Consider the following 20,173-nt stretch of genomic DNA (forward strand, 5'->3'; position numbering starts at 1 on the left):
CATCAGCCTTTCGCATATTTTTCTAAGCCATTTAATACTTCTACTTGGAACGAGCCGATATATGTTGAATTGTGCTCCGCTTCTTCAGCTATTACCTTATACGTTTGTAAAAGCGATGCCAAATTGGCTACCGGTCCTCCTTCAAGTGTTAGCGCCGCAGTACATAGTGCACTTAATAAACAGCCTGAACCTGTAACGAATGTCATGCGCTCATGACCACCCGTTACTTTTTCTACAATTTTTCCATCTGTCACAATATCTGTCGCACCTGTTACAATAACAATTGTAGCATATTTTTTGGCTATTTCTTGCGCAACAGAAATGGTATCAATATTTCCTTGCCCACTATCGACTCCTTTTGCTTGCCATTCTACACCAGCTATGGCAGCAAGCTCCCCTTCATTGCAGCGAATTAATTGGAACTGCACTTGCTGCAATAGACTTTGAATTACTTGCTTGCGATAGTTCGTTGCACCAACCCCTACAGGGTCTAGCACAACAGGTATCCCGTGCTTATTCGCCGTTTTTCCTGCCGCAAGCATCGCAGGAACTTTAGATTGGTTTAATGTGCCGATATTAATTAATAAGCCGTTCGAAATGGAGGTCATTTCCTCCACCTCACTCACTTCATCAGCCATAACTGGTGAAGCACCAATTGCTAAAAGTCCATTCGCTGTAAAATTTGCTACTACGTAATTTGTTATACAGTGAATAAGTGGATGCTGTTGTCGAATTTTACCTATCGTCATCGTTTGCAACCTCTTTCTCCAAGTTTTTTATTTTCCGGAAAGCTCTATCGACTAATTTGAAGCTCATTTCTTTTTCAAACCTAGCCGAAAAATGAAATCTAAAATTAGCACTCGATAATAGTCGACAAAAAAAGCCCTCTAAACATAGAGAGCGTCAAATACAAGGAAAAATTACTACCGTGTACTTTGCTCCCTACGCCAGTGTTAACTGAACAGGTTCTAAGGGTCAGGTTTTAACCTTCTCAACGCCAAAAGCGTCCCCCTGCAAATTGTTGTCATTCATTATCGTAGCACTAGTTGCGAATTTTTCCAATAGATAATCTATTTTTCTTGCTAAAGAGATATAATTTGAATCTTTTTCTCCTACCACTCGTTCTATTATAGCAAGAGGTGATTATATGAAAAAATGGCTTTCCATCGCAGCAGCTATTGCTATTTTTTATGGCGTGGGCTATTACTTTCTTGACAACGAAATAAATAAAGGTACTTCCCCAAAAGCAAATGGCACAAATGATTTTTTAATTATTTTAGGTGCAAAGGTACGACCAACTGGTGAGCCTTCCTTATCCTTGCAATATCGACTTGAAGCGGCAAACGATTATTTACAAAAACACCCGCATGTACAAGTCATCGTTTCAGGCGGTCAAGGAGATGATGAGCCCGCAACAGAAGCATCTATAATGGCAGACTATTTAATAAGTCACGGTATCTCAGCAGAGCGTATATTACTTGAAGAAGACTCCACTTCTACATATGAAAATTTACTTTTTTCAAAGGAGCTATTACCAGAGGACATTACAACAATTACGATTGTATCTAACGACTACCATTTGCAACGTGCTAAATTTTTAGCGGAAATTATTGGGTTAGAAGCGGACGTGCTTGTAGCTAAAACACCAACATCCGTAGAAGTGAAATCAAGAATGCGCGAGCGACTCGCGCTATTAAAAACATATATATTTAAGCGATAAAGACGTATATTACTTACGATAGGCGCGTCGCCCCGCATATTCAACGCATTGATAACACACTTTGATGCGCTTTTTTACCCCATTTCAATAATTGCGCAAATCTGGCATTCTTCGGGGGTTGTCTGAAAGGTTCATATTGTTTTGACACCGCATTGAAATAAAGGTTTTCATCCCTTCCCTTTTACTGAAGGATAACACTGCTTAAGCCAATGTTTATCACATTTTTAAAGAAGGCGTTCTCTGTTTATATAAATCAATATTTTGTGAAACATCATCGCTACTGTCCAAAATGCTGGCTATGCACAGCTTTTGGGACAGACCTATTTTTTTATGTAATGATTTATTTGATGAAAAAACTCTTTTATCTTTGTTAGCAAAGAGTGCATTTACAACACCTTTAGTTCTTTTCTACTAAATATAACATAAAAAAATAGAGGGCGTCCAAAAACCATTTGGGGACACCCTCTTTGTAAAGTGTTTAATGATAAATCATCGTCAATATTACAAATAGATTTTAAGTATATATTTAATATAAAAGCTACACTTTAAAAATTCTTTTCCGTTAGCCTTTTTCTATTTTACTGTACCCACTCGATAAAATTATTCATAACTTTATCTAAAAATTGAATTGTTGCTTCATCTGTTAAATTACCAGCTGCATCAAATTTCGTATGGGCTGCACCAATATACACTTCATTTCCCTGTAATACAGGTGAACCTAAGCCTGAGGCAAATAAAATATCACGTAAATGCATTTGTGCCTTTACTGTTCCTAAATTGCCCATTGATGCTCCCATAATAAATGACGGCTTGCCAATCATCACTTTATCAACTCGTGATAGCCAATCAATCGCATTCCCTAAAACCCCTGGGATAGACGAATTATATTCTGGCGTAAGCCAAAGCACTGCATCAGCAGCCTTCACTTTCGCTTTAAAATCAACAACTGCTTGCGTTGGATTGTTCTCTTCATCTTGGTTATACATTGGAATATCATGTAATGTTAAAATATCAACCGTTACTTTTTCTGCATAACGATTTTGAATAAATTTTGCTAACATCATATTGTATGATGCTGCACGTAAACTTCCTACAATTGCTACAATGTTCATAAATTTGCCTCCATCTTGATTGCTTCTATAATGATAATAATGTATCCGAAAATAGCATATTTCAAACAAATCATTATTATAAATTAGCTTACTTGATGATGCAGACCTATGACAATTTTTTTGCTCAACAGCAAAACTCGACAAACTGATAATAGATGTCTGTAACCGTCTCTTTACTTAAGCTGTGACATCACGCTTTGTAAAGGACCAATAGCTAATCACAAGGAAAATAATTGCGTATATCGCTAACACCGCCAGAGAAAATGGCATTGTTACACCTGCTATCATATGCTGGCCTTCACCATAATATTGAGTTAAATCTGTATGTGCAAGCCAAACATATTTTGTAAATGAATATCTGCTAATAACCATTATAATTGCCCCACCCATAAAGGTTAAGAACATTGTCAGACCAATTGCTAAAGCACTTGACCTAAACACAGAGCCAATTAAAAAGGCAAAAAGAATGGACATGATAAAATTGCCTGCTGATAAAATCGAAAGTTCAATTATGTTTTTCCAAACATCTACCTCCTGTACTAGACCGTTAACAACTTCTAGTACAGTACCTGTATTTCCGCTATATAAAATAAGAGCAACAATCCAAGCTAAAGCAAAATTAACAGCAAGCATAAAAAGCCCATAAACGAATGTTGCGATAAGTTTTGAAGTTAAAATTTTGGCACGTGTAACAGGGCGAGTTAATAGCATTTTGATTGTACCTGTTGAAAATTCACTCGACACGATACTTGCTCCTACGATTACAGTAAACAATGTCACAATAGATATGAGCTGCACGCCAAAATCCATAAAGCTGGCCACCGTCATACCTGTCGGCGGTGCAATATCATGAGCTAACCGGTATTCAGAAATAGCTATTGCATCCTGCCAGTAAGTATTTGCTGCATTGTCTTCTTCTGCGAGTATTTGCTTTGATGTTTCAATATTCTCTTTTTCCACCGCATGCCAATCACGTGTGTCTGGCTCCTCATAATATTTATTTAAAGCACCAGCCCCAACAATAACTGCTACTAAAATGCCAAGCATTGTCCATGTGGCTTTTTGATGCCATAATTTCATCCATTCATTTTGTATGAGTTTCAGCAATTTGTCCGCCTCCTGTCATTTCTAAAAACTGTTCTTCTAATGTTTTTTGCTGTGGCTGAACAACAAAAATATTTACTTGCTGTGCCACAAGCTGACTTATAAGTTGCGGTACTTGCTCTTTTTGTATATGAAGCTCCAAGCCTTTCGCCTTTGTCATAAATTCAATTTGTAGCTTCTCTATCACTTCCTGTACTTTCGCTAAAGGCTCAGCCTCAACATAATAAATTGTTTCAGCCTCATCATGCACCTCTCGAATATCAATAAGCTGGCCATTTTGGATAATGGCAATGCGGTCACACATCAGCTCCATTTCAGAAAGTAAATGGCTCGATACAAAAACAGAAACGCCATCCTCCGCAGCAATTTTACGCAAATATGTGCGGAATTCTCGAATGCCAGCAGGGTCTAAACCATTCGTAGGCTCATCTAATATTAAAAACTTTGGACGATGTAATAACGCTTGAGCTAAGCCTAAGCGCTGACGCATCCCTAAGGAATAAGTTGAAACTTTTTCATGAATACGCTTCTCTAGCCCGACTTGATGTACTACCTCATCAATACGTTCTTTATTAACATGCTGATGCATACGCGCAAAATGCAATAAATTTTTATAGCCTGACATATATTTATACATTTCAGGATTTTCAACGATTACGCCAATTTTACTAATCGCTTCTTCATAATGCTCTTTTAGCGATTGTCCCTCAATTAGCACCTCTCCCTCTGTCGGGTGCATTAAGCCTGTCATCATACGAATTGTTGTCGTTTTCCCCGCGCCATTCGGTCCTAAAAATCCAGTAATTTGCCCCGCATATAAATCTAAATTAAGGCTATCAATAAGCTTTTTCCCCCCAATTATTTTCGTTAAATTGCGCAATTGTACAATTGGCTGTTGTGCCATATTACCCCATCCTCTCCGCATGTAATGCTTTCATCCACTGCACTGCATCTTGATTATGCTCATCTCGAATAACTTCTAGCTGCTCATGTGCAGCAATACGCCCATCACGCAGTAGCAATACCTCATCTAAAACAGGTTCTACCTCGTATAATTCATGTGTTGATAAAATAATTGTTTGTGTTTCCATATCTGTAAATTGAATTAGTCCTTTAATTAAAGAATCCTTCACCATTGGGTCTAATCCAGCAAAAGGCTCATCCATCACATAAAATGGCACTTCACGCCCTAGAGTAGCCGCCATTTTCACGCGACCGCGCTGCCCTTTTGATAATTGGCGCAGCTTGCGACCACGTTCAATTTCCAAAAACTCACCAATTATTGAGGCCTTTTCATAAGAAAAATCTGTAAACTGTGTTTGATAAAAGTGAAATAATTGTTCTACAGTATAAAAATCATAAAATAAATCCATATCTGGCAAAAAGGCTATTTTATCGGCACTTGTTCTTGTAACACATTGGCCATTTAGCTTAATTTCCCCTTGCACCGGTCGCAAAATACCTGTTATTAGCTTTAATAATGTGGATTTTCCCGCACCATTTCCACCGACAACACCTACTATTTTACCAAGCTCGAATTGGCATGAAATATTTTGTAAAACAGGTTTTTTCATATAGGAAAAACTAATATTTGAAAGCTGTAGCATATTCTCATCCCTTTCGTTGTAACAGTTGTAGCATCTCCTCTTTCGAAAAACCGAACGATGCAATCGACGCTAAAAAGCTCTCAGCAAGCTGCTCCTTCATGCTATCTCGCAGCTCAAGTAGCCGCTGTTCATTTGACGTAATAAAAGTTCCTTGCCCTCTTTTTGTTTCCGTTAATTGCATCAATTCCAACTCCTTATAAACACGTTGTACTGTATTGACATTGACGCCACTTTGCACCGCATATTCGCGCACAGACGGTAGCTTATCACCTAAACGTAAATGTTCTTTAATAATATCGCCACAAATTCTATCAACTAACTGACTATAAATTGGTTTATCTCGCGTAAAATCAGTCATGATTGCGATACCACCTTTTCAAGCCATTTCGAGCTCAATATAAACAAAATGATGACACAGCATGCATAAAACAATATTTGGACTATATAAATGGACCCAACATAAAAGAAAACAGATTGATTAGATGGCTGTAAATAATTTTCAAGCGACTCTAAAGATATATAGCCCTTCTGCAATATTGCACGATACAATGTGCTATTTTCTATTTTTGTTAACAGAAAGCCTACAAAAATAGCCAGAGGAACTGTCACTGCCATGGAGAATTTGCCAATATAACGCTTGAGCTGCAAATAGAAAGTGTAAAAAACTTGCGTGTATGTCAAAATTAAAAGCTGTAAGCATGTTAAGCCTATTGTCATCACGATGCTTGCAATCAACGCTTTGAGCAATGTCCACTCCAATTGTGTTGAAATAATAATAAATGCGCTGCATAAAACAACAAATGTAAAAACAATAAACAGACAAATACTAAATAACGCTTTTGCGCCTACTAGCTTATAAATTGATTGGGGAGAATGTAACCATATCTCCTTGCGATTAACATCTGTGCGTAAGCTCGTTACAAATTGAACGGGCGAAGCAATCGTCCCTAATAAAACTGAAAACACAAGAAAAATCATCACTAGTTCGCCTATTGTAATAGACGTCTCTGCATTTTTATTAATAATATACGGTACGCCAAAAATTAACAGTAGCCCAATAACGAATAAAAAAAGGATGTTTCCGCGCACAACTAGCCACTCTTTTTGCAGTAATGCGATGAAGCTTTTCATTTATATCACCTCGCGTCATAGTGTAATAGGTAAATAGTACACTCATATTATAAAAAAAGCAAATAAAAAAAGAAGTAACAGGAAAGCAATTTAACGCTTGCTTTCCCCTACTCCTTTTGAAAATTTTAAAGTGACTACTGTTTTATTTTGTATACGACAATACTGCATTTTTGTTAAATTTCTGTAATGCTTCTGTTGCCTCATCTTTGCTTGTGTACTCAAAAATACGAACGTCCTGTTGCTCAAATACTGTAATTACCCACATATTAAAACCCTCCATTCAGTTCATTTAGTATTATAACAGTTTCATTATATACAAAACTGTTTTATAACAACTTCTTAATTATTATTCTACACCTTTTTTCGAAAAAGAAAAGTCCTTTTTTTCATTTTCACAAATTGTTCAAGGAATTAGTAATAATCGTGAAGAAATTATGGCAAATCACATGTTAGGCGCACTATTGATATGTAAAAAGAGCTGTTTAAAAGATACATTCCTTTTTTTAGAACTTTACTTATTTCATCTCAAATTCAAAGGAAAATCGCTAATTTCACCGTTTACAATCTTTTAAAACAGCTTACATTCCTTTTGAACGATTATTATTTTAATAAAAAACAAATAAAGCGTTCAAAGGCAGTGCTTCCCCTGCTTTTGAACGCTTCTCCAATTTTATTTTTCAAAAATACAATAAGTAAAATAAAAGCCCTCTTTAGCTTGGACAGGCTCTCTTTTGCTTATTAGCTTCCAATCTTCATATGCAGGAAAATATGTATCTCCAGCGAAAGCATAGTCGATTTCTGTAATATATAATCGGTCTGCCACTTCTAATGCTAGCTTGAAAATTTGTTCTCCACCAATAATCATAATTTCAGGCTCGTCCTTCACTAACTGCAGCGCTTCGTCTAAGCTCGTCACTACTTCGATATTATCTGCTTTATATGATGCATTGCGTGTAATGATAATATTTCGCCTTCCCGGTAAAGCCCTTCCAATTGATTCAAATGTTTTACGCCCCATAATAATCGGCTTCCCCATCGTCATTTCCTTGAAATACTTTAATTCCCCAGGTAAATGCCATGGCATCTGATTTTCATAGCCTATTACTCGATTTTTATCATGTGCTACTATTAATGAAATCATTTCATCACTCCTTCAATCCTATACTAAGCATATACTGAAAAAATCAACACAGCAATATGGAAAAACATAAATGACTGTTGGGAAATGTAGGTGCTAGCCTACTTTCCCGACAGCCTGTTGAAGTTTAACTTTATCATACATTATCAGCTGTATAGCATAAAAATATACGTCATTTGCCCATGCGTCTATTCATTATGCGATATTCAGGCCTGCACTTGCTGTACCTGTAATCGTTGCAGCCTCTAATAATGCACCTGAGCCCGTCACAGAGAATACCATAATGAGTAAATCACCTGCTGCTACTGGAATAGATGGTAATGTTGCTGTACCTTGTACTGTTTGTGCCAGCGTTATAGGGTTAACGATTGCTGGGCTTAAATCAACTGTTGCACCAGCTAATGGCGTGAATGCTGTAGTGCCAGCAGCTGCTCGGTAAATTTGTGCGTTGACTGTATAGCTACCAAGTGCAACACCGACCGTTGCTGTAAAGGATGCTGAAATCGCTGTTAATCTACCTGCGCGTGGCATAGAAAAAGCTTCCGTTAACGGGACAGCAGCCGAACCAAGCGGCAATTCAATTAAACCACCAGCCAAGGAAATACTAGGCACAGACGTACCAAAGCCAATCAAGCTCCCTGTGCCAACTAAACCGCCTCCAATTGTTGTTAACACTGCTGGTACTGTACCAGAAGAAAATGGAATAATTGAGCCACCTGTAACACCATTATTCGGTGGTGTTACAACACAAGCTGCATCGATTGCTTGAAATGGTCCGCTTGATGTGCAATTGTTTGAGCCTGATGAACAACCACAGTCTCTATGAAACTTAAAATATTTATTTGTCATTGTTCCACCTCCTTTCGTCTTTATCCTATTCATAGAGAGAAAGGAGTGAAGGGCTAACAACTACGCTACTTTTGATGTTTTGCTCGGAGTGCTTTATTTCAATCATTTTTTCCTAAAAAAATTCCACCATGAGGTATGCTTTTCCTTTTTCTGCCCATACGTTGTTTCCTCATTTATTGATTCAAGTGCTACAGTGGACGTTATAAAGTCCAGTGGCTCCTCCTTTAAATCCTCGTTTTCAGTAGCAAGTATTTCCATTTGGGGACTTTCCTGTCGCACCTCTAACTCCTCAAAAGAGACTGTTTCCCCATTCATAGTTTGTTGCATTTCCACCTGTGGTATCTCAGCATTTTCTATTATTTCATGTCTTATCTTTGAGGGTACCGTTTGTTGTTGTGGCACATGTTCATTTTTTTGTATGGAATCTATATCTCTTAAAACAATGGGCTTATGCGCATTGCGATATAAGCCATTATGCACATGGCTTGGATATGTGTAAACCGATTGGAAATAATGCTCGTTAAAATGTCTTGGGCCAGCTACCCTACTTTCTAAATGCCTCGTTTCCGTAATGTTCGTTTCTTTCACTTTTCTAGAATGCAATAATTGTTGCAATTGCCGATAAGAAAGCTCTAAGCCATCGTCTATTCGCTGTTCTCTTCTTTTTTCCATCATTAATTGCTCCTCATGCTCTGGCTTATATTCCTCTGCCTCAACTAATTTTTCAGGCTGCTGCAATTGATTTTTTATAGTAGAAATTCGCTGTTTCATTTGTAATAATTGCGCCTTGGCATTATTATTTTGTGCCTTCTCTAGCTTTTCCTTACACGCTGCAACTTGCATACGTAACGCCTCAAAATCATGAGTTGTATATTGTTTGGAATTGCTCATATTCTATCCTCCTTTCCATTTATCTCGCATTTGCTGACATAGGCATAAAAACCTTCCTGCAAATGTCCATTTGTAAAGACTACAATTAGTGGAAACTCACTAATAGCAGTTTTACTTTATACCGTAGTTTATTGCGACCATGCTTAGATGTGACAGTAGCACATCATGTTTTCAGCAAGACTAGTAGCGCCCATTTTGAATGCCTAAATACGACTGTTACTGCGTCATATGATACAAACGAAAGAAAAAAACTTTTATGGAGGTGTCAACAAAATATGCAAGAAATAAATCAATCGCAAGTGCGCGAGCTAATTTGTATCAATGTCGACAAAGTATACGATTGGATCGTTAAAGAGCTTACTTTTGAGCTTACACCACAAGGTGCGGTTGCTTTTCCAACACTGCCAGCAGGTGTTGATTTAACGCATGCATCAATCCAATGTAGAGTAGTACCAGATCCAACAAATCCTGTCGTTATTTTGAGCCGTGAAAATCGCCAATTTACACTTTCAGGAAGGTCGGTTAAACTACAGCAATTAACAGTGCAAAAAAACTTCATTGTGACAATTGTAGTGAAAACAGCGAACAATATGATGTATGAAAGTGAGTCATTTAACATTTCTCGCTGCGAGCAAATTACATTATGTGCACCTAAAGGAACAGATGTTAAAGTAACATACACAGACTTAGACTGCTTCGTCTGCTCAACAGGTGCTATTACGCCAGAATTCCCTACAGGTGGTACACCAACAATTACATTCACTAACTTGTCTGTAACTGTGACGGTTTGCCAAAGCATTCAATCTACTTTCCCAGTAACAGTAGAATTTTTAGCTGAATACTGTGAGCCTCGTGCAGATTTCCCAATCTCTTGCTCACCAGCAGCTCGCCCACAAAAATGTGGAAATGTCTTCCCAAGCAACTGTTAATGGTGCTATTCCAACTAGCTTCAACATAATGTAAAGAGAGGCACTGTCCTCTCTTTCTTTTTCGTAAGGAGGTAATGATTTGCAAATTCATTCGCAAATTATCGAAAAAATGAAACAGCTCGAGCAACAAACGACTAACTATGTAAAAACCATTCAACAGCAGCTAGAGCAAAAAGTATTTTCTAAAGAAACGCAGTTAATTAGCTATTTTACAAGCTCTATGACTGTGTCACATGAGCGAGAGGAGGAAAACTTTTGCTTAGCTTCTTATCACATTTTGAATGTTGGTACACAGCCGATAACGAACCCCTCTATCCATTTACGACTACATAAACACGCACCTTTCTCTTTTTCTGGGAAGTATATTATCGGTCAAATGAAACAAACATTTCATGAACAGCTTATTTGGGAACGCTTTAATGATGTCAAAAGCAAGCACGAGCTTTGGTTTAAGCCAGTTAATCAAAGTATTATCGCACCTAATGAAATGATTGTTTTCCCACATTTTCAGCTTACATGGACACACCAAACACCATATTTTGGACTTTTAGAAGGCTGGACATACTGCGATGAAATACCTGAAGGAAGTCCAGTAATCAATCCGCTACATATTTGTAGTGTAGGATATGCAGAGGAAGGGGCAGATGCACACAATGAGCCAACATAATATGAAAAAAATAATCACTGAAAAAGTACAGCAACGGGGAGACGCCAGTTTTATGTATTTGGAAAAGGAAACATTGCAGACTGTGCTGCAGCATCTTTTGCAAAGTGCCCCCTCGCCCTCATTAGAAATTTCGGATATTATCGCCAAGTTTGATTTGCTCATCGACCAGCAGCAGCAGCAATTTGAGCTGTTGTTACAGCAATTAGCTAATTTACCGGAAAAGGAGGTAGATTATGGACAATGAAAATATAGCCGAGCTGAAGCAAACTATTCTTTTGTTAGAGGAAGAATTAGCAAAATATCAAGGTGTAAATGAAGCTATTTCAATAGTAGAGCAGGAAAATAAGCAATTACAAGAAGAGAAAAAGGAGCTAGCGCTTGAATTACGCAAAAAAGAAAAGGATTGGCAGCAGCAAGCTTTACATTATAAACAAACAATCCAAGCATTAAAAATGGAGCGAAGAAAGAAAATTAGACAAATCTCCTCGTTATTAGACGAAAAAAATAAACTTCGTATACTTAATAAACAATTAGCCGCAACCAAAAATCAATTTCAACAAGCCTCCACTGTTAAAGATTCAACAATTGCGAAAATCGAACAAAAGCTAAATTTATTTATTGAGCAAACATCACGTCAGCTAACTGCTACAACAAATAAGCTCGAGCGAACAACTAGTAGCTTACAAAACCAGCTACTTAAATATGAAACAGAACAGCCTCCCCCTTCTTCTGAGGAACCAACAATTGAGACACTCTCCACAATCGAAAACGATATGCAACAGCTTTTCGCTCAATCTGTCTATGTCGAAAAACAGCTACAAGCAAAATTAGCCTTACTGCAGGAAGTAGAGCAGCAATTAGCCGTATTATCCGACGACTTAGAGCAATAGACGAATTGGATTTGTAGAATTTATCCCGCATTAACGGGCAGTAAGACAAGACACCCACTTTGAGATTTAAGTGAAACTATACTAAAGGATAGGTGCAAAATTAACTGCCCGTAAAAAGCCCGAGTGGGTCAACTAACAATCATTGGGGAAAAGGAAAGCCCCACTGATTGAAGTTTCATTTTAGCGTTTTGTCATGATTTATTTACGACTTCCAAATATTTGAGAGCCTCATAGCTCTATTGTGTTGCGAATAAAAATTGCTCGTTCAAATTAAATTGAAAATGAGAGCTGCCTTTTCGGACAGCCCTCATGTTTTATTACACTGCGATTGGCGCTTTAATTGTTGGGTGCGGGTCATAGCCCTCTAAAGTAATATCTGCAAGCGTCATATCAAAAATTGATTTTCCAGCCGCTATATGCAATGTTGGTAGCGGACGTGGCTCACGGGATAATTGTTCATTCACCTGCTCTAAATGATTGCTATAAATATGTGCATCACCTAAAGTATGTACAAACTCTCCTACCTCTAGTCCACACTCATTTGCAATCAAATGTGTTAATAGTGCATAAGAAGCGATATTAAAGGGTACACCTAAAAATACATCCGCACTCCGCTGATAAAGCTGGCAAGATAACCTTCCGTCAGCTACATAAAATTGGAAAAATGCATGACATGGTGGTAACGCCATATGGTCAACTTCAGCGGGATTCCATGCCGTCACAATTAGTCGACGTGAATCGGGATTGTTTTTAATTTGCTGGATAACATTAGCAATTTGGTCAATCGTCTCTCCATTAGCAGCTGGCCATGAACGCCATTGTTTACCATAAACCGGCCCTAAATCACCATATTTTTCAGCAAAGTCCTCATCTTCAAGCATACGCGTATTAAATATACTCATTTGCTCCTGTAAAATCTTCGTAAAGTCCTCATCTTTCGCTGCTCGCAAGCCAAAATTCTCCATATCAGGTCCTTCATACTCAGGCGATTTTACCCATTTTTCAAATGCCCACTCGTTCCAAATATAATTGCGCTCAGCAATCAATGTACGAACATTTGTATCGCCTTTTAAAAACCAAAGAAGCTCTGACGCAATTAAACGAAATAGTGTACGCTTCGTCGTCATTAAAGGAAAACCTTTCTGTAAATCAAAACGCATTTGATAACCAAAAACACTAATTGTCCCTGTGCCTGTGCGGTCTTCTTTTTTATGACCATGTTCTAAAATATGTTGGCATAGTTGTAAATACTGTTGCATAGCTAAGCCTCTTTTCTTTATTTATTCGTTTTCTATTATAAAGAAAAAGCAATTATTAATAAAGGAAACCTTTAGTCCTAGAAAGCTTTTTGCATATTTCTAACAGATTTTCACTATGTTTTCTTGATAAATAATGAAAGAACGATATTGATTACGGCTAAGCCAAGGCTAATTTTAAAGACAAAGGATGAACCAGCCGCAGTAGCTTTTGATAAGCCAATATTTGACAAGAGACTATTTTGTTTTGCGGAAAACAGAGCAACTATAACAGCAATACCTATTGCACCTGACACTTGCTGTGATGTTTGTGTGATTGTAATACCATCTGGATAGTACTAAGCATTTAAAATGTGTTCGTTTGAGCAGATGCCAGCACCGTTCCTGGCGTAATTACTGCGCGCGGTCCATATTTATCAAATAACCGACCAATTAAAGAGAGCCATCCTAAAAGGTATACCTTCTAGGATAGCTCTAGCTTCTATATTAAGTATTTATTAAAAAACTCTTGTACCTGTCGCTTCGCTTTCGGCACATAAAATATTGAGCTTGTGGTAAAGGGAATGTCTCAAAACAAATCTTCAGACACATCCTTTACAAATATTAAGCCAACCATTTAGGCGGCGTGTCCTTCGACCAGTAAATTTCCCCTAAATTATAATGCACAATAAAATTATCCTCTTTTGTATGGTAGTGGAAATTATAGTAGAAGCCCTCATTTGGGCGATTTTCAGTGCGTACATGGAAGCGAATTAAATCGACTCTACTTCCCCGCTCACGAATATTAAAAATTCGCTCTGCATAATCACCACTCGGATTTTCTGTAATCATTAAGTATTGGATTTTGTCATCATCTAAGCGTGCCAGAGTCATGTCAATGGCTTCTTCTATTTTAGGGAAAATACGTGCCTCAAACTCATCCCCAATTTTTTCAGCAATGCGTGGGCCAAACTTTATGTAAGATTGCGTCTTAGCAGCACCTTTTAACGATTGTGCAAGCGAGGAGTTTTCCTCATAAAGTAATGTATCGAGCTGGATTGCAGAAGAAATATCATTGGCACTAGGCTCTTGTAAACGATTAGGCTTTAAATCATCTTCGAAGTTATTCCAAATTTCATGGTTAGGGTTAATTACCCCAAAAGTTAAAAATGCAACAGATACAACAAATATTTTTTGCAACCACTTTTTCATTGTTATCACCCTCAAATTATGTATAAATCATGTTTTCATCTATACTTATCTGTACGTTTTATCGCTAAAAAGGTTCCATCTTTTTGTTATTCATTGTACAATAAATAGTGTAAATATGCATTGTAGTTAAAGGAGGCACATTCTTATGGGTACAATCGCCATCGGTATCGGCTTATTATTAATGTTAGGTTACTTAACATCTCTTTGCATCACCGACTAATTTTTTCAAGAGCTACGCAAATTTCGCGTGGCTTTTTCTGTAAATTAGACAAGGGACATCCTCAAATAGAAGATGCCCCTTTAGTATTTAATAGGTAACTTGTAAAATAAATATGTCTCAACCCAATCGTCTGGGGAATCTTATATAATTGTAGAAGTGATTTATTTCTTCTATCCGTAACCGCGGTAAAATCCCACTAAAACTTTCTAACCTAAGCAACGTAGCCCCAACCTGCTACTACGTCCTTGCAGCCCTTTAGCGTGCGCCAGTGTGAATAAGTATCTTCAAAAATCACTAGCAGAATGCCAATTTATCTACATGCTACCTAAAATAGCATAAATACATTGTAACATAGTGTATGGTAAAAGTAAAATCACTGTTATATCAAGGGTTTATAGGTATTTCTAATTTTTTTGTGTTTGCAAAATAGTGCATAGTAATGAAGGAGTTTGAGGCTAATTTGGGGCTACTATAATCTATCAAAATAAATACTTGGCGGCATGTATATGGATTAATCTATTTAGTTTTAACAAGCAAAAAAAAGACCAATGGCATCATCGTTCTTAAAATCCTAAATTGTAACCTTGAAATAAAGTCTAATCTGTTCCAAGTGCGAAGCAGTGCAACTTTATTACAACCAACATAACTTGATTTAAAATATTCCATTCATTTTTAAGTATTAGACAAGCATAAAGTGTATATAAATATAGAAAACCCCTTAAAGGAAATTTTAGGGGTTTTAAAAACAATAGCTTTATTAAACTTTTTACACTATTACCAAAGCTGAATAGTGCCTCCCCCTTGGCATCTTGTATCATTTCCACCTTCACACGCGCCTGTTAAATAATAGTAACCACTTTCTTTTACAGTATAAAAGCCATAGTCCATTCCTTCTCTAGCTGCAAATTTCATCTCACCAACTTGTACACCACCTTTAGAAATATAAAAGGTTACATGCATTATTCCTGGTTTATCATTTTCCCAGGAATAATATATCGTTTCTCCTTGCGTAAAATAAACAGCAGCAGAGGACGAATATACGGCTTGTCCATATAGTAATTTAGCATCAGCACAACGTGGTGTCCCCCCACAAGCAAAATATGCATTAGCTTCTGGTAAATTAGCATTGAAACTACAAATAACTAACAAAGATAAAGTTAAAACCTTTAATACTTTTTTCATAGTACTCCTTCAAATCTTTAATAGTTTTAAATATAGATTCTATATGTTTTTAAAAAACCTTTAATTTCGAAGGAGATGTTTAAAATAAAAAAAATTGGATTATTATTTTCAATTTGTCTTTTATTTATTTTTTTTATTAATTCTTCACTTGCGAATGAATACAAATTCGAGAAAAACATTCTAGATACAGGATACAAGGAAATTGACAAAGCTATTGCTGAAGCTGAAATATACTTTCAACAATCCATTACACTCCCGAGAGAAGTTCCACCGATAGAGTTTACACACTGTTTTGGTAGATTTATTAGTTTAGATGAAAGTCCAAACACCTATCTTGAAATTAAATATATAAACCAGGATTTACCGGAAAATCATTTTAAAATTGAGATTAGACCAATAAAACATAAGATTCCTACAAACGATACCCACATCACTCAACTATTAAAATTAAATAATGGTAGCAATGCAATTTACAGCACAAAGATTCAAGGGTTCCACATCCTGATTTTTGAAGAAAATGAATGGCAATACATTCTATCACTTGACCAAAGAGTTTCTCACCAAGCCATTGAATTACTTTTAAAGATTGCAAATTCGGTAGAGTAAATATAGAGTAGCAGCTAGCCTCTACTCTATATTTTTATCCCTCAAATATTCTCCCACACTTAGCTTTCAATCAGATTCAAAATCATTTCATACAAAAAATTTAATTAAATGGTTTGTCATAATACCCAAATTAATCTACTACTTAAATTTAAAAGATATTTTCCCTTCACTAATTACCAACTTCGCATCAAACTTCTTCCCAGCCTTACTCGTAAAGCCTTTAATAACCCCCGTAGAACCTTTTGCCATCAAATCAGTTAGCTGCTTCTCCGTTAATTTCTTTCTTGCAATTTCCTTATTAATAAAAAACTTATAGCCATTCCGATACTCACTCCACTCTAAGAAGGTTTTGCGATCCATCATGTTGCCTTTTCCACAGCTTGGACATGTATCCAGCCCTGTAGGTTGAGTGGCTACAGGAGCTTCAATTTTTAATTGAGCTACTTTCTGTGGCGCAGCTTGTAATAACTCCTGAATAAATTGCTTTGTATTTTCAACAAATTTAGCTGTGGTTGCTTCCCCTTTACCAACCTTCTTCAACTGGCTTTCCCATTTAGCTGTCATCGCTGGGCTGGCAAGCAAGGTTCCTTCAATCGCGTCACAAAGAAGCTCACCTTTTTCAGTGATGTGTACAATGTTTTTCTGAATGTCAATGTAGCCATTCTTTTTGATTGTTTCGATAATGCTGGCACGTGTGGCTTCTGTTCCGATTCCTTCCACTTCCTTTAAAACCTCAGAATCTGCCTCATCCTCTACCATTTTCCCTGCGGTTTTCATCAAGTTAATCAATGCCCCTTCGGTATATGGTTTTGGTGGGCTTGTACGACGCCTTGATGGCCGTGAACATCCGAAAATATGTGGCAAGGGGGTAACGGAAACCTCCATTTTCACTTCGCCATACACAAAAAAACGAAATGACGTCATGTCATTTCGTTTTTTTGTGTGGACCAGAACTATTTATGTCCCAGCCTCTTTTAATATCCAGAAAACAAAACTGAAAACTCAGAATTCGAAGCGGGATCTCATAGGGAATTTTTAGGGATTTTTGTTTTATGTTTTTATCAATTCTTTGATATGTTCAATTTGTTTCACTTCGTATTCATATTTATCAAGATTCAGCTCTTTTACTAATAATTCGAAAAACGACGCTGCACTTGCTAAAATTAGATTCAATAATTGATTCGTATTCATATTCAAATTTTGATTATCGATTGAAATTTTTGTGTTACCATTCTTCCCCTCTTCTAGGCATACTTCTATCGGCTGACTTGGATAATAAAAACGAGCCACTCCTTCAGCCATAAATTCTTCTATGGCATTCAAATAATAGGCATACAAGGAAGCTAAATCATCAAATAATGGTATTCCACCAATTTCTTTATTCCACATAGTAAAAGTTAAACTTCCCTCTATACTCAATATACCACCCTCTATATATTTCTTTTTATTCGCTCCAACAATATCAACTAAAAATTGATTGTTAAAACCTCCGATATATGAGGATGGATTACTCACTAAATCTTCCAAATCAAAAACATCTTTTTTTAAGAAAAAATTTTTTACATCCAATTTAACCACCTACATATTCTATTATTTTGTATAAAGTTGATATGTCCTTTAGTAATACCAAGTACATATTCAACCCCACCTACAGTCCCTTCAACTTGAAATGTAGCATTTGTTCCTTTTTACGCTAGAATTTTTGAATTATCCTTAGCAATTGTCATGGCAATATCCTTAACATCATCTACAGATAAATTAGGATTATAAAATGTTTGTTTTGTTTTAACAGAACCATCCCAAAATTCTGGGTGATGCCTTTCCAACATATGTTTCATATCAGTTTTAGTTAGCTTAAATGTATGACTTCCTGTTTTATAAGTAGCCGTTTGAAAAGAAGATGATGCACTAGTTACTTTAGATTTAGGTGCTTTAGATTTAGGTGCTTTTTTAAATATTTTTGAACCCCACTGGATTACATACTTACCGCCACTTACAACAAGTCTTGCAACTAATCCAGCTACATAAGGTTGAATTGTATTACTTTCAACCATTTCAATAGAAATAGAGTCCCAATCTATATCTTCAAAATTTGAAATTTCTTCTAAGTTATTATCAAAGAAGATAACATTGTTTTCCTCCATTGCCAATGTTGTTGTTGGCATAATAAATGAAAATAATAAAACAAACGATGTAATAATACTAATTAATTTAATCCTCATTCTATCCACTTCAATCTTTATATTAAACATTCTCCCTATACCACACAAACAAATTCTGAATTCTCAGTTTCATCTTCTGGAATTAAATGATTAGTATGAATATTATTAATGAAGTAAGTAGGTTGATTTAATATCCAAATCAAACCAAAAAGAGAATTTAATGCTACAAAAATATATACTACATCACTAGCGTCGCATTAAAATAATTCAATGCTTTCTAAAAATCAGAATTTTTTGTAACTATATCTTTGCATAAAAAAAGCCTTTATAATGGTTGGACGGTAGTAAGCCATCCAAATCCAAAATAAAGGACATAGCATGGACAAGTTTACACGAAAAACATCATTTGAACAATGGTTTTCACCGATTTCCTTCACAAAACTTGAGAAATTGGTGGGAGCCTATCAATTAAATACCTATACAAAGAAGCTACATATCGCTTCATTCTTGAAATTATTCGTATTCGCGCAGCTCAACGAAATCGAAAGTCTACATGCTATCAGTGATACATTGTTTTCAGAAGACCTTCAAAAAGCACCGAATTTAGAGTCGATTAGCTTTTCGCAATTAGGACGTCGATTAAATCAAGTACCAACAGCGGTATTCCAACAGATTTTTCTTGATTTAGTGGCACAGATTCACAAACAATCACAGTATGAGCAGCGACGAAAAAAGACTACGCCACTGAAAATCATGGATTCGAGTACACTTCCTTTGAATTTGAGCAATCACAAATGGGCTGAATTCCGTAAAACAAAATCGGACATCAAGCTTCATTTGCGTCTTGTATACTTGGAAAAAGGCTGTTCGTATCCAGATAAAGCGGTGCTGACTAACGCGAAAGAACACGATCGCGGCCAACTAGAAGTACTCGCTGATGACAAAGAGTGCATATATGTCTTTGATCGTGGCTACTTAGATTATGAACGCTTTGATCGCATGACAGACGATGGGTATTTCTTCGTCTTACGCTTGCGGAAAAATGCCGTCATTCGTGTAATTGAACCGTTTAAACTGCCTGGAGACTCGCTTGTGCTTTCAGATGAAATGGTATTGATTGGTACACCACAAAACCGGGCAGAAAACGCTTTTCGCCTCATCAAAGTACTTGATTCAAAGGAAAATGAACTGCATTTAATCACGAATCGGTTTGACCTAAGCGCTGATGAAATCGCCGAACTATACAAATCGCGTTGGGCCATTGAACTGTTTTTCAAATGGTTAAAGCAGCACTTAAACATTAAAAAGTTCTACGCACAGGGCGAACAAGGTGTACATAATCAAGTCTATATTGCGATGATTGTGTATTGCCTACATGTGCTGGCACAGCTGAACACGAACAGTTCAAGGTCGTATTTACAAATAAGTCGCTTACTCAAAGCAGCACCGTGGAAATCTTCCAGGACATGGCTAAGAAAGATAGCTGAAAAAGCCGTCCCATAAAGGGTTTCCCATTTC

Annotated in this window: 25 protein-coding genes and 1 riboswitch; of the genes, 7 read left to right on the top strand and 18 right to left on the bottom strand. The window is 36.7% G+C overall.

The window, feature by feature from the left end:
* Positions 1 to 2: 2 nt before the first annotated feature.
* Positions 3 to 749 (bottom strand): hydroxyethylthiazole kinase, encoded by a 747-nt coding sequence (gene thiM / locus MHB51_RS03290; RefSeq protein ID WP_342558970.1) that lies wholly within the window; start codon positions 747 to 749, stop codon positions 3 to 5.
* A 173-nt stretch (positions 750 to 922) separates the two neighbouring features.
* Positions 923 to 1,023: riboswitch (TPP riboswitch) on the bottom strand.
* A 124-nt stretch (positions 1,024 to 1,147) separates the two neighbouring features.
* On the opposite strand from thiM, the gene MHB51_RS03295 reads away from it, so the two are divergent.
* Positions 1,148 to 1,720 carry a YdcF family protein gene (locus tag MHB51_RS03295; protein WP_342558971.1) on the top strand — a complete coding sequence of 191 codons (573 nt, stop codon included), beginning with the start codon at positions 1,148 to 1,150 and terminating at the stop codon, positions 1,718 to 1,720.
* A gap of 578 nt (positions 1,721 to 2,298) precedes the next feature.
* On the opposite strand, the gene MHB51_RS03300 is transcribed toward MHB51_RS03295, so the two are convergent.
* From MHB51_RS03300 to MHB51_RS03345, 10 genes are all read right to left on the bottom strand, one after another.
* Positions 2,299 to 2,832: an NADPH-dependent FMN reductase gene (locus MHB51_RS03300; RefSeq protein ID WP_342558972.1), complete on the bottom strand. Its 534-nt coding sequence runs from the start codon at positions 2,830 to 2,832 to the stop codon at positions 2,299 to 2,301.
* Between the two features lie 177 nt (positions 2,833 to 3,009).
* Positions 3,010 to 3,939, bottom strand: coding sequence for an ABC transporter permease subunit (locus MHB51_RS03305; protein ID WP_342558973.1), 930 nt, complete (start codon positions 3,937 to 3,939; stop codon positions 3,010 to 3,012).
* Positions 3,917 to 4,840, bottom strand: coding sequence for an ABC transporter ATP-binding protein (locus MHB51_RS03310; RefSeq protein ID WP_342558974.1), 924 nt, complete (start codon positions 4,838 to 4,840; stop codon positions 3,917 to 3,919). Before MHB51_RS03310 ends, MHB51_RS03305 begins: the two co-directional genes overlap by 23 nt.
* A gap of 1 nt (position 4,841) precedes the next feature.
* The gene (locus MHB51_RS03315) at positions 4,842 to 5,543 is read right to left on the bottom strand and encodes an ABC transporter ATP-binding protein (RefSeq protein ID WP_342558975.1); all 702 of its coding nucleotides are present in this window, start codon (positions 5,541 to 5,543) and stop codon (positions 4,842 to 4,844) included.
* Positions 5,544 to 5,547: 4 nt separating this feature from the next.
* The gene (locus tag MHB51_RS03320; protein ID WP_107942682.1) at positions 5,548 to 5,904 is read right to left on the bottom strand and encodes a GntR family transcriptional regulator; all 357 of its coding nucleotides are present in this window, start codon (positions 5,902 to 5,904) and stop codon (positions 5,548 to 5,550) included.
* Positions 5,898 to 6,674 carry a hypothetical protein gene (locus tag MHB51_RS03325; protein WP_107942681.1) on the bottom strand — a complete coding sequence of 259 codons (777 nt, stop codon included), beginning with the start codon at positions 6,672 to 6,674 and terminating at the stop codon, positions 5,898 to 5,900. The genes MHB51_RS03320 and MHB51_RS03325 overlap by 7 nt, the downstream gene beginning before the upstream one ends.
* A 142-nt stretch (positions 6,675 to 6,816) precedes the next feature.
* Positions 6,817 to 6,939 carry a hypothetical protein gene (locus tag MHB51_RS03330; RefSeq protein ID WP_268807855.1) on the bottom strand — a complete coding sequence of 41 codons (123 nt, stop codon included), beginning with the start codon at positions 6,937 to 6,939 and terminating at the stop codon, positions 6,817 to 6,819.
* Positions 6,940 to 7,344: 405 nt separating this feature from the next.
* Complete coding sequence (locus MHB51_RS03335) at positions 7,345 to 7,815, bottom strand: dihydrofolate reductase (RefSeq protein WP_066163302.1); 471 nt, start codon at positions 7,813 to 7,815, stop codon at positions 7,345 to 7,347.
* Positions 7,816 to 8,007: 192 nt separating this feature from the next.
* Positions 8,008 to 8,661 carry an exosporium glycoprotein BclB-related protein gene (locus tag MHB51_RS03340; RefSeq protein WP_066163304.1) on the bottom strand — a complete coding sequence of 218 codons (654 nt, stop codon included), beginning with the start codon at positions 8,659 to 8,661 and terminating at the stop codon, positions 8,008 to 8,010.
* 102 nt (positions 8,662 to 8,763) lie between these two features.
* Positions 8,764 to 9,552, bottom strand: a complete 789-nt coding sequence (locus MHB51_RS03345; RefSeq protein WP_342558976.1) for a hypothetical protein — start codon at positions 9,550 to 9,552, stop codon at positions 8,764 to 8,766.
* A gap of 275 nt (positions 9,553 to 9,827) precedes the next feature.
* Between MHB51_RS03345 and MHB51_RS03350 the strand changes: the two genes are divergently transcribed.
* From MHB51_RS03350 to MHB51_RS03365, 4 genes are all read left to right on the top strand, one after another.
* Positions 9,828 to 10,481, top strand: coding sequence for a hypothetical protein (locus MHB51_RS03350; protein WP_066163309.1), 654 nt, complete (start codon positions 9,828 to 9,830; stop codon positions 10,479 to 10,481).
* A gap of 79 nt (positions 10,482 to 10,560) precedes the next feature.
* Positions 10,561 to 11,148, top strand: a complete 588-nt coding sequence (locus tag MHB51_RS03355; protein WP_082798931.1) for a hypothetical protein — start codon at positions 10,561 to 10,563, stop codon at positions 11,146 to 11,148.
* A gap of 1 nt (position 11,149) precedes the next feature.
* Positions 11,150 to 11,392, top strand: a complete 243-nt coding sequence (locus tag MHB51_RS03360; RefSeq protein WP_342558977.1) for a hypothetical protein — start codon at positions 11,150 to 11,152, stop codon at positions 11,390 to 11,392.
* Entirely contained in the window at positions 11,382 to 12,038 is a 657-nt protein-coding gene (locus tag MHB51_RS03365; protein ID WP_342558978.1) for a hypothetical protein, read from the top strand. The genes MHB51_RS03360 and MHB51_RS03365 overlap by 11 nt, the downstream gene beginning before the upstream one ends.
* A 317-nt stretch (positions 12,039 to 12,355) precedes the next feature.
* Here MHB51_RS03365 and MHB51_RS03370 read toward each other — a convergent pair whose 3' ends face one another.
* The 4 genes from MHB51_RS03370 to MHB51_RS03385 all read right to left on the bottom strand — a co-directional run bounded on the left by MHB51_RS03370 (position 12,356) and on the right by MHB51_RS03385 (position 15,887).
* Positions 12,356 to 13,297 (bottom strand): thymidylate synthase, encoded by a 942-nt coding sequence (locus MHB51_RS03370; protein ID WP_342558979.1) that lies wholly within the window; start codon positions 13,295 to 13,297, stop codon positions 12,356 to 12,358.
* A 113-nt stretch (positions 13,298 to 13,410) separates the two neighbouring features.
* Positions 13,411 to 13,590, bottom strand: a complete 180-nt coding sequence (locus tag MHB51_RS03375) for a hypothetical protein (protein ID WP_342558980.1) — start codon at positions 13,588 to 13,590, stop codon at positions 13,411 to 13,413.
* Between the two features lie 307 nt (positions 13,591 to 13,897).
* Positions 13,898 to 14,485 (bottom strand): YpjP family protein, encoded by a 588-nt coding sequence (locus MHB51_RS03380; RefSeq protein WP_342472528.1) that lies wholly within the window; start codon positions 14,483 to 14,485, stop codon positions 13,898 to 13,900.
* Between the two features lie 994 nt (positions 14,486 to 15,479).
* A complete protein-coding gene (locus MHB51_RS03385; protein ID WP_342558981.1) occupies positions 15,480 to 15,887 on the bottom strand; it encodes a hypothetical protein in 408 nt (135 codons plus the stop codon).
* A 75-nt stretch (positions 15,888 to 15,962) separates the two neighbouring features.
* On the opposite strand from MHB51_RS03385, the gene MHB51_RS03390 reads away from it, so the two are divergent.
* Positions 15,963 to 16,493 carry a hypothetical protein gene (locus MHB51_RS03390; RefSeq protein WP_342558982.1) on the top strand — a complete coding sequence of 177 codons (531 nt, stop codon included), beginning with the start codon at positions 15,963 to 15,965 and terminating at the stop codon, positions 16,491 to 16,493.
* A gap of 138 nt (positions 16,494 to 16,631) precedes the next feature.
* Here the strand turns inward: MHB51_RS03390 and MHB51_RS03395 are convergent, their stop codons facing one another.
* The 3 genes from MHB51_RS03395 to MHB51_RS03405 all read right to left on the bottom strand — a co-directional run bounded on the left by MHB51_RS03395 (position 16,632) and on the right by MHB51_RS03405 (position 18,658).
* Positions 16,632 to 17,417, bottom strand: a complete 786-nt coding sequence (locus MHB51_RS03395) for a DNA topoisomerase (RefSeq protein ID WP_342558983.1) — start codon at positions 17,415 to 17,417, stop codon at positions 16,632 to 16,634.
* A gap of 126 nt (positions 17,418 to 17,543) precedes the next feature.
* Entirely contained in the window at positions 17,544 to 18,062 is a 519-nt protein-coding gene (locus MHB51_RS03400) for a hypothetical protein (protein ID WP_342558984.1), read from the bottom strand.
* A gap of 119 nt (positions 18,063 to 18,181) precedes the next feature.
* On the bottom strand, positions 18,182 to 18,658 hold the full coding sequence (locus tag MHB51_RS03405) for a hypothetical protein (RefSeq protein WP_342558985.1): 477 nt from the start codon (positions 18,656 to 18,658) through the stop codon (positions 18,182 to 18,184).
* 375 nt (positions 18,659 to 19,033) lie between these two features.
* Here MHB51_RS03405 and MHB51_RS03410 point away from each other — a divergent pair, with 375 nt between their 5' ends.
* The gene (locus MHB51_RS03410; RefSeq protein WP_342558986.1) at positions 19,034 to 20,158 is read left to right on the top strand and encodes an IS4 family transposase; all 1,125 of its coding nucleotides are present in this window, start codon (positions 19,034 to 19,036) and stop codon (positions 20,156 to 20,158) included.
* The last annotated feature ends 15 nt before the right edge of the window (positions 20,159 to 20,173 follow it).

The sequence above is a fragment of the Metasolibacillus sp. FSL K6-0083 genome, assembly GCF_038630865.1.
GTDB classification, from domain to species: domain Bacteria; phylum Bacillota; class Bacilli; order Bacillales_A; family Planococcaceae; genus Metasolibacillus; species Metasolibacillus fluoroglycofenilyticus.

What these genes read in the sequence shown, in the direction of transcription:
- MHB51_RS03340 (WP_066163304.1), bottom strand. Translation starts at nt 8,661, where the DNA reads ATGACAAATAAATATTTTAAGTTTCATAGAGACTGTGGTTGTTCATCA.
- MHB51_RS03380 (WP_342472528.1), bottom strand. Translation starts at nt 14,485, where the DNA reads ATGAAAAAGTGGTTGCAAAAAATATTTGTTGTATCTGTTGCATTTTTA.
- MHB51_RS03335 (WP_066163302.1), bottom strand. Translation starts at nt 7,815, where the DNA reads ATGATTTCATTAATAGTAGCACATGATAAAAATCGAGTAATAGGCTAT.
- MHB51_RS03395 (WP_342558983.1), bottom strand. Translation starts at nt 17,417, where the DNA reads ATGACGTCATTTCGTTTTTTTGTGTATGGCGAAGTGAAAATGGAGGTT.
- MHB51_RS03310 (WP_342558974.1), bottom strand. Translation starts at nt 4,840, where the DNA reads ATGGCACAACAGCCAATTGTACAATTGCGCAATTTAACGAAAATAATT.
- MHB51_RS03325 (WP_107942681.1), bottom strand. Translation starts at nt 6,674, where the DNA reads ATGAAAAGCTTCATCGCATTACTGCAAAAAGAGTGGCTAGTTGTGCGC.
- MHB51_RS03370 (WP_342558979.1), bottom strand. Translation starts at nt 13,297, where the DNA reads ATGCAACAGTATTTACAACTATGCCAACATATTTTAGAACATGGTCAT.
- MHB51_RS03300 (WP_342558972.1), bottom strand. Translation starts at nt 2,832, where the DNA reads ATGAACATTGTAGCAATTGTAGGAAGTTTACGTGCAGCATCATACAAT.
- thiM (WP_342558970.1), bottom strand. Translation starts at nt 749, where the DNA reads ATGACGATAGGTAAAATTCGACAACAGCATCCACTTATTCACTGTATA.
- MHB51_RS03330 (WP_268807855.1), bottom strand. Translation starts at nt 6,939, where the DNA reads ATGTGGGTAATTACAGTATTTGAGCAACAGGACGTTCGTATTTTTGAG.
- MHB51_RS03385 (WP_342558981.1), bottom strand. Translation starts at nt 15,887, where the DNA reads ATGAAAAAAGTATTAAAGGTTTTAACTTTATCTTTGTTAGTTATTTGT.
- MHB51_RS03390 (WP_342558982.1), top strand. Translation starts at nt 15,963, where the DNA reads ATGTTTAAAATAAAAAAAATTGGATTATTATTTTCAATTTGTCTTTTA.
- MHB51_RS03350 (WP_066163309.1), top strand. Translation starts at nt 9,828, where the DNA reads ATGCAAGAAATAAATCAATCGCAAGTGCGCGAGCTAATTTGTATCAAT.
- MHB51_RS03365 (WP_342558978.1), top strand. Translation starts at nt 11,382, where the DNA reads ATGGACAATGAAAATATAGCCGAGCTGAAGCAAACTATTCTTTTGTTA.
- MHB51_RS03345 (WP_342558976.1), bottom strand. Translation starts at nt 9,552, where the DNA reads ATGAGCAATTCCAAACAATATACAACTCATGATTTTGAGGCGTTACGT.
- MHB51_RS03410 (WP_342558986.1), top strand. Translation starts at nt 19,034, where the DNA reads ATGGACAAGTTTACACGAAAAACATCATTTGAACAATGGTTTTCACCG.
- MHB51_RS03405 (WP_342558985.1), bottom strand. Translation starts at nt 18,658, where the DNA reads ATGCCAACAACAACATTGGCAATGGAGGAAAACAATGTTATCTTCTTT.
- MHB51_RS03295 (WP_342558971.1), top strand. Translation starts at nt 1,148, where the DNA reads ATGAAAAAATGGCTTTCCATCGCAGCAGCTATTGCTATTTTTTATGGC.
- MHB51_RS03360 (WP_342558977.1), top strand. Translation starts at nt 11,150, where the DNA reads ATGAAAAAAATAATCACTGAAAAAGTACAGCAACGGGGAGACGCCAGT.
- MHB51_RS03315 (WP_342558975.1), bottom strand. Translation starts at nt 5,543, where the DNA reads ATGCTACAGCTTTCAAATATTAGTTTTTCCTATATGAAAAAACCTGTT.